We start from the raw sequence: 12,145 nt of genomic DNA on the forward strand, positions 1-12,145 counted from the left end.
CATTCCTAAAATTTGCTTCATTTTATTTCATTTTCAGAATTAATTTAGAACTGTCATAGAACTTCCTACTAAACCGTAAAATCAATCATGCTATCAGTATAAAAAATAGGTTGTGACAAAGTTGTGACTAAAGCAAAAATGTATAAGGTGTTTGAGTTATGCTAATTTATCTCTTGATCCAGAAAAATTATATAAACTCTGTATATCTTATACTTATAGGATTTATGCTTTTAAAGTATACATTTTAATCCAGTAAATAACCAAAGTATACACACTGAATTTTACTGAAAATATTGACGTTTTTTATTTTTTGCTAAGTGATATTACTTACCATCAACGAAAGTAAACATAATAGTAAAATATTTTCAACTACCGATAAAAAGTCTCAAATCAGACAGAATATACCTGCACCTGATCTACTTGATCCTTTAGGTGTAGTTTCACAATTTGGATATCCATTGATATTAAATATAGCAGGATTTCATACTATATATTTTGTCTGCTGTTTCAATACTTGATGAATATTTATGTAAATATCTATTAATAGTGGCAATAACTTTCTCAGCATTAATAGGCTTATTCATAAAATCTGTAGATCCAACAACTTTAGCGCGTACACGGTCAAAAAGACCATCACTGCCAGTTAGAATAACTATAGGGGTATTATTAAAGCAAGTTACTCTTCGCAACTGCGTACAAATTTCATATCCATTTGCAACTGGCATAATCAAATCTAAGAAAATTAAATCCGGCTTCTTTTGAATCAAAGTTGGTAAACTTTTGATGGGATCAGAAATACCAATAAAATTCATTCCATTCCCTTTGATAATTTTTTCCAGCATATGGCAAACTTGAGGACTGTCATCAATACAAGCTATTAGAGGAAGCTGATAATCATTTTTTCGGGGAATACTACAAATACTAGAAACATTTGTATATTCTTCAATAGGTAATGACAAATCAGGTACTTCCACCAATTCAACTGTTCCACGAAGAATGTGAGGAAGTAAAGAGTAAGCAACAGATAGTACATCTTGCTTCATTCTCACAGCTAAATCCCGCAAACTATTTTGACCATTAATTAATTTCGTAAAATTACTATAAGCAGTTGCACTGACTCTTTGTTGAAGTTGTTGCGGTTGACGTAATACGGGTGCTGAATCTGGAGAAAAATTCCCTAAGTTAGTCTCGACCCAACTATGCCACGATTCACCTATATTTCTCAAGGATGCATCTGTGCGGGAAAAACTCATTGGTGCATCAAGGATAGTTTCCTCGTTGCGTTGTACACTCTCGCTAATCCCGAAAATATGACATTCAACGTTGCCAAAGTGAATCTGCTGTGCTACATCGAATAATATTTCGGCAATTGTGCTGTCAACAACATCATTGACTTCTTCTCGTCCAACCTTTCCTTCTTTGTATAATCTTTCCAGAGATAAGTAATCCCAATGTTCAACGGTCATGTCTTGCGATCGCAATACCATCTGACTAAAATCAAGATCTTTGCAATACTTGACTATATTTCTACGCCAACGCCGAAACGGGTGAATTCCACCAGTTGCCCAAACAATACGCCCCAATCTATAGTAAAAAGACCATTTTTGTCCTTTAACAGATGAGATGTTTAGCCTACCATTGTACTGTAGCCTAGTGCAAGTCATAAATTCATCAATTAAAGTATCGGGTATTACTGATTGGTGATGCAGCGTCATTGTTTTATCTCCTTTCCTTGTAAGTCGAAATTTTTAAACCCAAGTATAATTTCACAATTTAGATTTGTTTTAAATAGCATTAGATCCAACTAATCCTAAAACAAGTTTAATCGACAGGTTGTGACAAAAATGTGACAAAGTTTCTACGTATTTAATATTTTTGAAAATCCAGAGTATTTAGGCAAATGATAGAAATAGCAAATCTATGGGAATAATAGAACTGATCGCAATGTTGCCAACGAAGTAAAAATTGACATAGAAATGGCGAAAAAGCATCCTCTAAGAATACTTTTAGTTGAAGATAATATTCTTAATCAAAGAATGATTAAATTAATGCTCGAAGGCATGGGATATCAACCTGATACAGCTAATAATGGCTTAGAAGCACTGTCAATATTGCATTCCCAAGTTTATGATGTTGTATTAATGGACGTGCAGATGCCGGAAATGGATGGACTGACCGCTACACAAAGAATTTATCAAGAATGGACTGCAAATACTCGTCCTTGGATAATTGCGTTAACAGCCAGTGCAATGTGGGGAGAACGTGATAAATGTTTAGCATCAGGAATGAATGACTATTTATCGAAACCAATCCGTATTAAAGAACTGATGGACGTTCTCAAAAAAATTCAGCCATTAAATATCACTCAAAATCAACTAAATACCACTCAAAATCAACATGGTATTCAGGATATACAAACGGAAGAATTAAAAAATAAACAAGAGAACGATAGTCCAATTCACGCTGCTAGCTTGTACGATATTCTTCAAATGGCTAGTTTCAATCCATCTATAGACCCTTTAGAATTTTTATTTGAAACTATTGATTACTACATCCAAGAAACGCCAAAAGTTTTAGATGATATTCATATTTACATGAAGCAAAATAATTATCAACCACTTCGACGAGCTACTCATACACTTGCTTCTACTAGCGCCACATTAGGAGCAGTTAACTTGGCTATACTTTGTACTGAGTTAGAAGTTATGACAGTCAATGAAGAATTAGAAAAATTTGCTTTACAAATATCCAAAATAGAATCAGAGTATGGATCAGTTAAACTTGCTTTAGAAAATGAGCGAAAAAAATATCTAAAAAATACAACATACATACATACATACAAACAAACAAACAAACAAACTAACTAACTAACTAACTAACTAACTGAAAGCTTGATTTATTTGCTGCATGAACGATGATATATTACAAGGAACATTTATATACTCAAAGCATCCTAGACTCATTGCCTGTTCTAATTCAATTGTCTGGTTTAAAGACTTATGAGATAGCCAGAAAACTTTTGAACGTTGAGTAATTTTATATTTTTTAAAAGACTCAAGAACTTCTAACCCAGAAGCATTAGATAAATTATCTTCTAATAAAATTACCTTTCCATACAAAGTAGGATTCTGTCCTGCCAAATTTCTAAATATATTATCTTTATCTTGCAACCAACAAGCATGATAACCTCGTATTGATAATGCTTTCATAATAGATGTAGCAAATCCTGAATCATGATGTAGTAAAATTATATCAAAAACTGTAATAGCTTGACTTATCAGTGGTTGCCAGTTACTACTAAACACACGATTTCCACCATTTTTTTTTGCCTTATCTAAAGCTTTTGTCGCTACTTGATAAAGTCCTTGAATATCATTAGCGTCATTTGGATAGTCCGTTACACCTGCACTTAATATCATCTGCATTTTTTCGGAGTGAGGCATTGAAGACTCTAATATTTGCATCAATTCTATAATTTCTGCGAACCATTCAACACCATCATTGCGAGTCATACCATACATTCCAATAACAAACTCAGCACCATCCCAACGAGCAATTATGTCTTCATTACGAAGTTCTTTTTGTAAAGTGTAAGCTAATTGGCGTAATATTTTATCACCTATTTGATGCCCATAATTACGATTGATTTGAACTAAGTTGTCAATACTCAGTACTGCTAAACAAAAAGGTTGTTGATATTGTTTTGCTAAGTGTAGTAATCTTTCTAAATCAACACTAGAGCGATGACGATTAAATAGTCCAGTAAGTGGATCAATTTCGGCTCTTTCCCTTAATAAGCGACTTCGTTCCAAACGATTCAAGACACGAGTAACTAGTTCTGGTGCGATAACTGGTTTACTAACAAAATCATCAGCACCAGCAGCAAAAACATTTTGAATAGTTTCAGGATTGCGATCTCCTGTCAAAATCAAAATTGGCATCCAAGCCCATTTTGAGTTATTGCGTATCATTTGGCATAATTCTATGCCATTAATATCCGGCATCTGAATATCTAATATTAGTAAATCAGGTGTTATATTTTCAAGTTGCTCCCAGAATTGCAAAGGATTAATTAAAGTGCTAATTTGTAAACCCCAAGGTTCCAATAATATTTGTGTAAAACGTAAAATAAGATGATCGTCATCTAAAATCAGTATTTTAGCTTCTTTCTTCTTTTTTGAATTTATAACTTGAATAATATTTTCCAAAATACTTTGAGCAGTTAAAGGTTGTTCTAAAAAACCTCTAACTTTACGACGAGCTAGTACTAAGCGATTAATACTATTAGTATCATTCATCAAAACCAATATAGGAGTAGAATCAGAAAAAACAGATACATTATCTATAAAACATAAGGCTTCATCGATTACATTAGAACCTGAAATATCTAATATTATGAGATGTGGAGAAGTATCTTTTACTTTTTTTAAACCTAATTCAGTGTCATTAGCTATAACGCTAATTATTCCCTGTGATTCTGCCTCTGTAGATATCCGATCATATAACGCTTGATTATTTCCGACTATCAATATTTGAGTTATCGGCTCTAAGCTAGCCTTTTGATACTTATAATTTATCTTATTTGCTTCAGGAAAACTGGAATTGTTTGCACTTAACAACAGTAACCGTATCTCTTTAACAAGATTATATACTAGTGTATATTCATCTACTAATAAACATGTTTTTCTCTGTATTATTGTTTGTATGTTCTCTTCTAATTCTAGAGCTAATTTATATGCTACATCTAAATTAATTATACTTAGATATTCAATGATGTCATTGATATTACATTTAATTTTTTCTAACTTATTTGATATCTGTTTATTCTCAAAAATATCTTGTAAATATTTTTCTACTACATCTAGATTCTCAATTATTTTATAATATATTTTCTTGATTTTTGTGTTTTTATGCGATTTCGTTATAGTTTGATCATTTTTCTCCAGTGGACTACAATGATATTGATTTGGAACTTTTTTTTCCAACGCTGGATTTAAACGATATCCTAAGCTATAGACAGTCTCAATTAAATCTGTAGCACCAACCAATTTCAGTTTTTGGCGCAATCTTTTGATTAATGTTCTTAACGTGTCTCCACTTGGAACTTCATCTTCGAGAGACCAGACTTGACTTAGAATACTACTTTTACTATGAATTTTATTACTATTTTTCATTAATAATTCAAGTAAATAGTATTCTTTTGTAGTCAAATTTAGTTTAATATTGATATAACTTATTTCATTCTGTATCGGGTCAAGTTTCAAATTACCCCAAACTATTACAGAAGATAAGATTGGAGATTTTCGACGTAATAAAGCTCTAATTATAGCTGCTAACTCTGGCAGTGATATAGATTTAATTACGTAGTCATCTGCCCCTGCATCAAGACCCATGATTCTATCACTACTGGTATCTCTAGCTGTTAAAAGTAGAATTGAAGCACGTACACCCTTTGCACGTAATTGACGACAAAAACTAATTCCATCTAGCTTTGGTAATATTACATCTAAGACAATTAAATCATAATTATATGCTTCAATAAATTGCCATCCTTTATGTCCATCAGTTGCACTATCAACTATATAATTTTGCTCACTTAACCTAGATTTAAGAAGGTTAGAAAATATTTCGTCACCATCTATAAGTAAAATTCTCATTATTACTTTATCAACCTTAATAGTTTACAAAATTTATTTTGACACGACTCCTAACATTTTTGGTATCGCATACCTGGTAGTTGCAATATTAAACCCATCAACTCCAACTCTAGCAAAAACGCCGAAACCGAACCCGCAGGCATTGCAACTTCTTGAATAATTAAATCCAATGGCACTGCTTCAACTCCGTTAGCACGGCTTAACGAAGTCATCGCATCAATGATTTTTTGTAGCTCTGGTGATAGTTGCGGTAACGCAGAAACAATCACAGATTCCGGCACAAAATTAATCTGCGGAATAGCCCCTAGCATCTTGATTAACTCATCTAAATCTTGGGGAATTTGGATTGCACCCTGTGATAATAGCTTTAAGCATCCTTGCAATGAAGAATCGTCCAACCTTCCAGGTAAAGCATAAACATCACGTCCAAACTCATTTGCATAATCAGCAGTAATTAAAGCACCAGATTTTAAGGGTGCTTCCAACACCAATACAGCGCGACATAAACCAGCAATAATCCGATTACGTCGAGGAAAATGAGTTTTATCAGGAGGTGTTTTTGATGCATATTCACTCAAAACTAACCCCTGTGTTAAAATCTGGCGGTACAAGTCCCGATTTTTCGCCGGATAAATAACATCAACACCAGTACCCACAACCGCCAAAGTTCTTCCCCCAGACTTAATAGCCGCTGTATGGCTTTCGGTATCAATCCCTTCAGCTAAACCAGAAACTATGGTAAAGCCGTTTTTCACTAATAAAGTCGTAATTTGTCGCGTCCACCGAATACCATATTCACTAGGATGACGTGTCCCCACAATTCCCACCAACGGAACTTGTCCTAGATTTTCTTCTAATGAAAATATTCCTCGATAGTACAAAATAGGCGGTGGACTGGCAGTTTCCAGTAACAAACGCGGGTACTCCACATCAGCAGGAGTCCATAAATTCGGATTTTGTTCTTGATGTTCAAGCCAAAAATTAGCTGGATTTCGGTAAGCAGTTCTCTCCTTCACTACCTTTTGAACTGTTTGTATCCCAAAACCATCAACCTGTCCTAACTCTTGAACAGTGGCATTCCATGCAACCTCAAGCGAACCAAAATGTTGTTGCAAACGTTGTAGCAATACCGGACCAACACCAGAAATTTGCGACCAAACCAGCCAGTATGCACGTTCTTCAAACAACTTCCCACCCTCATGAATGCTGCTGTACTAATTATTCCCAAATTAGTACTTAAACTTGGTAAATCAGATATTTTTCCGAGATAGTTGCAAAATTATGAAAGCTTTGCTATGTTGTTTAAGGAGAAAAAATTAATTACACCAAGCCGGGATAGCTCAGTTGGTAGAGCAGAGGACTGAAAATCCTCGTGTCACGAGTTCAAGTCTCGTTCCTGGCATAACTCACAAAACCCTTGAAGCATACAGCTTTCAGGGGTTTTTAATTTCAACCAAAACCCCATTCCAGCCATTCTAGGGGTACAAATTTGGTGCAAGAATATGATGACGTTGGACATTTTTGGACATGTTTGGACTATTTATTGGGGTAAAGTTGGGGTAAATCAGAGCGCGCTGATTTCAATGTTTTCAAGGTGCGGGAGTAACTTGCTAGCAGTTTCCCTGTGTCTTGGCTTGAATTTCAGGAGTCACCTGTGAGTTCCCAACGCAAAGCCTCTAAGGGTACTGTTCAAATCAAAACCTCGAACGATCGCTTGCAATTAGTTTTCAGTTTTGGGGGTAAACGCCATTACCTCTCAACTGGGTTTCCTGATACTAAAGCTAACCGCAAACTGGCTGAGATGAAGGCTAGACAAATTGAGTTGGATATTCTCTGCGACAATTTCGATGTCACTTTGGGGAAATACAAATCACAATCAGAGCAAGTTGTCTTTACACCATCTGTTGAGAGTTATGCTTCTCTAACGGATTTGTGGGATAGTTACACCGAATACAAGCGTTCGAGTTTATCTCCCAGCACTTTGGCGAAGGATTACCATAAAATTTATCGTTGTATTAACGTGCATTTGCCAGTAAAGACTTTGGATAAGGCGATCGCAATCCGGGATTGGTTGATTGCCAATAAAAGCCCGTTATCTGCCAAAAAAATCTTGACTCAATTTTCAGCTTGTTGTAATTGGGCTGTGAAGTCTCAATTGATTGAGGATAATCCCTTTGAGGATATGGCAAGTGATATCAAAGTGCCGAAGGGTGATGCTGAGGAGACAGACATAAATCCGTTTAGTTTGGAGGAACGCGATCGCATTATCGAAGCATTCAAAGAAAATCGTTATTACAAATACTACGCACCGTTAATTGAATTTCTTTTCATCACTGGTTGCCGACCATCAGAAGCTGTGGCTTTGCAGTGGAAGCATATTGTGTTGGACTTTACGATGATTCGGTTTGAGCAAGCGGTGGTGGTTTCCCAGTCGGGATTGACTTGTAAACCAGGTTTGAAGACGCAGAAGAAGCGAATTTTCCCGATTAATAATCGTTTGGCTGGATTGTTAAAATCCATCCAACCCATTGATGTGTCAAGTGAAGCAAAAGTATTTCCATCACCTGAAGGTAAGTGGATAGATATGCATAACCTCAGTGGACGGGCTTGGAAGGTTGTGCTGGAAAGCCTTGATGGTGTTGAGTATAGGAAGCTTTACCAAACTCGGCATACATTTATTACGATGGCATTGAAGAATGGGGTGGATGTAAAAGATGTAGCCACGATGGTGGGTAATTCGCCGGAAATTATTTACCGCCATTATGCGGGGCAAAGTCGAGAGCTTTTCTTGCCAGAGTTTTAGGAGTTGGGGAGAGCGAAAGCCTGTAGAAGTTACTGACTTTTCCCGTCAGTCCGCTCCAGTAGTTGCTGGTAATGGGTCTGGAAAATAGCTTTCCAGATAGCTTAAGGCGAACCGTTTCGTTTCTGCCACCAGACGCTCCCGTAACCGTATCTCTTGACTCAGAGATAGCCACAATAACATGCCGATAGCTTTTACCAACACAAAGGCGATCGCTTCGACATCCCCTTGGGATATCGCTTCATAATCCGCAGGCTCTAAGGTTGAATCACGTTGAGATAAGGATGTGACCAAATCCTGAATTAGTTGAGCATCGGCTGCCTCTTCGATTTCCTCCAATTCAGGTATCGTCCCCTGAACCTCCATGAAAATAGCGTGGTAGCCTGGATTATCAGTAAAAAATTGATCGGCTGTATCAATCAACTTTTCCACGTAAGTAGATAGGGGAAGTTTTGCCAACTCAACCCCATCGAAGGCTGCAAACTTTTGATGTAGCAGTTCCCCATAGCGCAAGGCTAAGGCTTTGAGAATGGCTGTCTTGTCTGGGAAAAATTGGTAGAGCGAGCCAATCGGCACCTGAGCGCGTGTGGCGATCGCATTGGTCGTAGTTGCGGTGTAACCCTCAACAATAAACAATTCTTCTGCCACATCTAAAATTCTGCTCACCCGTTCCTGACTGCGGGCTTGACGTGGCTTGCGTCGCATTCCAGAAGAGCTTGATGAACTTTCTGCCATTGATTTAATCGCTACCTCAAAAAAAAGATGAATAATCCTCACATTTACCTTGACTAAACATGAGAGATGCTCATATTATTGAAATATGAGTAACACTCATATATTAATCTAATTTGTCCCAGAGAATCTCGCTATGAGCCAAAATCCCCTGAGTTTGACTCACCAACAAATCCGCTATTTAAATGCCATTAGCAAGATTAATTTTGTGGCGTTGTATGGAGTGCTGAATGATTTGCTTTGGTAGCAACGTTAGCTGTACTTGATTGGTTCAACAAATGATTTTTTGGAGGTATTTTACGATGCAAGTTAAGCCCAATCTATCTGCTAACCTTGACGTTCAACGGCAGATACAATATCCAGTCAGCAATGGTTTCAAGTCATTTTTTGCAAGACTGACCATTTTTAAGTCATTCGTTTCGATGTTGTTAGGGGACAATAGTCTGCAAACGGTAGGCGACATGGTGGATGGGTTATTACAAACCCCTGCCTACGATTTGACTGCCCAACACTTAAAACAATATCCTGCTTGTGCAGCGTTGATATGCGATCGCTATATTCCCCCAGCCCATGATCTTGAAGCATTACTCACTTATCCCCAAGATTCCTTGGGCTGCATCTATGCAGCCACAATGAAGAAAGCAGGTTTTGACCCTAATCTCCATGCGGGAATGGCGGCAGAATCCGATGCCCACTATGTCGAACTACGACTAAGCCAAACCCACGATATCTGGCATATCGTCACTGGATTTGACACATCACCAATCGGTGAGATAGGTTTGCAAGCGTTTCATTTGCCTCAGTTTCCCTATCCTCTGGCGACAATGTTGGTAGCAAATAGTTTGATTTCCAGTACATTGTTTGCACCGCAAGAGTTACCCCAATTATTGATGTCAATAACCCAAGGATTTCAGATGGGCAAAAGTGCTAAATCATTATTTGCTCAGAAGTGGGAAGAGGGTTGGGAAAAGCCCCTGACCCAATGGCAGACAGAGTTGAATATTCAGCCGATTCGGAATTCGGCAGATGAGTCAGTAGGTAGGTAAAACCTCATCACTTGATCATCCAATCACCCATAAACTTAACAGAACAATGCTTTGCTCCCCTTTGCAACTGCCGAACTTTCGTTAATGCAAGGTCGTATGATGAGTATTTACAAAAACCTTTAACTTGGTAGTGATTCTAAAGGTTTGAAAGCTGAACGATTTAATCAGGGTTACAGGTTATGATTCAAATGTACTTTCGTCCTGACTTTGCGCGATTGGATAAAAGTAGACAGGATGTTAGTTTAAGGGAAATTTAGGTAAATCGCTAAAATTATTGCGGTGTATAGATTTTTCGTTTTGAGGCAATATCTCTGAACTCAAAAAAAATGAGCGAACCGGGAGTATATTTATTCACTCTGGACACTTATCCCACAACTGCGATGGTCAAAGACCACTCCTACGGAGTATCGCACCCTTATATTCCCAGAGGTGGCAACCAAAAACAAAACAATTACTATATTTATTGACCCTGGACACCTACCCCACAACTTTTTAAGCATTTGGTTAAAATCTCATCCTGTCCATCTTGGGGTTTGACAAATTCCGTACACCTGCTTCCGTTTATCCCTAATTCCCAGTCGTCCCAGATAGTAGCCTTATAGCAACGTGCAAAACCACTGGGTGTTGTTTCCCAATCAACGTCTTTCCAGTATTGCATCCCGATTCGTTGAAGAATCCGTTCTGATGCAGTATTTAATGGATCGACTGCCGCAACAATTGGATTGAAACGAAGTTCCTTTAACCCATGTAACAGTAATAACTGGGCACTCTCCGTTGCATACCCCTTTCCCCAATAGTCTCGACAAAGACGATAGCCCAATTCTATCTCAGCTAAACGTGGGCAGCGTCGCAGAAATACAAAACCAAGCTTTTCCCCCTGATGAGTTTCAATTCCCATCCAACCCCAACCTTGAGACTTAAATCGATCTTGCAGTGTCCGAACTATCTCTTTTAACTGGTTTTGAGATGTCTCTGTACCGCCGACAAATCGCATAGTTTCAAAATCTTGATTCATTCGATCCATCAAATCAAAATCAGCCTCAGATAAGTAGTTAAACAAAATTAATTACACAATATTAAGGCGTGAAACCCTTGTCCAGACTAGATTGTTGCGTGTAAATAATTCTGCGTGATTACTTATGGGACGAAGAATAATTCGACTTCCACGCAACATGCTTGACATAGTTGAGTTTTCCGAGCGCGATACTGGTTTTATTATAGTCCTGCGATCGCTTGCGACTCCCCGCACCCTTAATATTCCCAACAGTGGCAATCAAAGTAAATCAATTACTATATTTATTTATCCTGGACACCTATCCCACAACTTTTTAACCATACTGGCTAGTCATCGAGGAAATCAGAAAAATGTTACATGTCGCTAAAATAAGTTATCAGTATTGCTTCCTTTCAATATCTACATGAATAGTAAATTTAGTTGTATTGCTTTTTGCCTATGTTTACCGACTATTTTATCCTGCTCTCTGTTGATAGCCAGCAAACCAAGCAACAGCCAAATCCCCAAGGAAGCTTCTATGGTGGAACTGAAAATAGTCAGGAATCGTGAAGATTTGGCTAGTTTGAATGGCAAAAAAGTCAAACTTGTCGGATATTACACATCACAATCTAGTAAACCCACAGTTACAGGAAATCCAGATTTTAAAGGTGTTTATATCAAATCTCAAATTGTGCTGGAGGATGGTACAGTCGTACATATTTTCCCATCCTGGAACAAGCAATCATTGCGATCGCCCTTGGAAATGCAAAAGTATAAGGGTAAAATTGTCCAAGGGATAGGAGTGGTTGAATTTGAAGTTGCTTCTAGCATTAATTCCCAAACACGGGAGTCTTTCATTAATTTGGAAGAATTCAAAGATAATTAAAACAAAGGCAATCGCACTGCTTAGGATATC

At 37.3% G+C, this 12,145-nt stretch carries 10 protein-coding genes and 1 tRNA gene; 6 read left to right on the forward strand and 5 right to left on the reverse strand.

Annotated features, from left to right (window positions below):
• Positions 1-464: 464 nt before the first annotated feature.
• Positions 465-1,715 (reverse strand): response regulator, encoded by a 1,251-nt coding sequence (locus CAL6303_RS10555; protein ID WP_015197840.1) that lies wholly within the window; start codon positions 1,713-1,715, stop codon positions 465-467.
• A gap of 261 nt (positions 1,716-1,976) precedes the next feature.
• Between CAL6303_RS10555 and CAL6303_RS10560 the strand changes: the two genes are divergently transcribed.
• Positions 1,977-2,867 (forward strand): response regulator, encoded by an 891-nt coding sequence (locus CAL6303_RS10560; RefSeq protein ID WP_015197841.1) that lies wholly within the window; start codon positions 1,977-1,979, stop codon positions 2,865-2,867.
• 12 nt (positions 2,868-2,879) lie between these two features.
• Here CAL6303_RS10560 and CAL6303_RS10565 read toward each other — a convergent pair whose 3' ends face one another.
• Positions 2,880-5,657: a response regulator gene (locus tag CAL6303_RS10565; protein WP_015197842.1), complete on the reverse strand. Its 2,778-nt coding sequence runs from the start codon at positions 5,655-5,657 to the stop codon at positions 2,880-2,882.
• Between the two features lie 50 nt (positions 5,658-5,707).
• A complete protein-coding gene (gene dprA, locus CAL6303_RS10570; RefSeq protein ID WP_015197843.1) occupies positions 5,708-6,844 on the reverse strand; it encodes a DNA-processing protein DprA in 1,137 nt (378 codons plus the stop codon).
• Positions 6,845-6,986: 142 nt separating this feature from the next.
• Here dprA and CAL6303_RS10575 point away from each other — a divergent pair.
• Positions 6,987-7,059 (forward strand) — tRNA-Phe (locus CAL6303_RS10575).
• Between the two features lie 252 nt (positions 7,060-7,311).
• Complete coding sequence (locus CAL6303_RS10580; RefSeq protein ID WP_015197844.1) at positions 7,312-8,460, forward strand: site-specific integrase; 1,149 nt, start codon at positions 7,312-7,314, stop codon at positions 8,458-8,460.
• Positions 8,461-8,505: 45 nt separating this feature from the next.
• Here the strand turns inward: CAL6303_RS10580 and CAL6303_RS10585 are convergent, their stop codons facing one another.
• Positions 8,506-9,192 (reverse strand): TetR family transcriptional regulator, encoded by a 687-nt coding sequence (locus CAL6303_RS10585; RefSeq protein ID WP_041739384.1) that lies wholly within the window; start codon positions 9,190-9,192, stop codon positions 8,506-8,508.
• Positions 9,193-9,491: 299 nt separating this feature from the next.
• Between CAL6303_RS10585 and CAL6303_RS10590 the strand changes: the two genes are divergently transcribed.
• The gene (locus tag CAL6303_RS10590; RefSeq protein WP_015197847.1) at positions 9,492-10,235 is read left to right on the forward strand and encodes a Coq4 family protein; all 744 of its coding nucleotides are present in this window, start codon (positions 9,492-9,494) and stop codon (positions 10,233-10,235) included.
• Between the two features lie 460 nt (positions 10,236-10,695).
• Here the strand turns inward: CAL6303_RS10590 and CAL6303_RS28435 are convergent, their stop codons facing one another.
• Positions 10,696-11,295, reverse strand: a complete 600-nt coding sequence (locus CAL6303_RS28435) for a GNAT family N-acetyltransferase (RefSeq protein WP_015197848.1) — start codon at positions 11,293-11,295, stop codon at positions 10,696-10,698.
• A 79-nt stretch (positions 11,296-11,374) separates the two neighbouring features.
• Here CAL6303_RS28435 and CAL6303_RS29870 point away from each other — a divergent pair, with 79 nt between their 5' ends.
• Both CAL6303_RS29870 and CAL6303_RS10600 read left to right on the forward strand, forming a co-directional pair.
• Positions 11,375-11,617, forward strand: coding sequence for a hypothetical protein (locus CAL6303_RS29870; protein WP_015197849.1), 243 nt, complete (start codon positions 11,375-11,377; stop codon positions 11,615-11,617).
• A gap of 36 nt (positions 11,618-11,653) precedes the next feature.
• Positions 11,654-12,115, forward strand: a complete 462-nt coding sequence (locus CAL6303_RS10600; protein WP_041739387.1) for a hypothetical protein — start codon at positions 11,654-11,656, stop codon at positions 12,113-12,115.
• Positions 12,116-12,145 lie beyond the last annotated feature (30 nt).

Source organism: Calothrix sp. PCC 6303, from assembly GCF_000317435.1.
GTDB lineage: Bacteria > Cyanobacteriota > Cyanobacteriia > Cyanobacteriales > Nostocaceae > PCC-6303.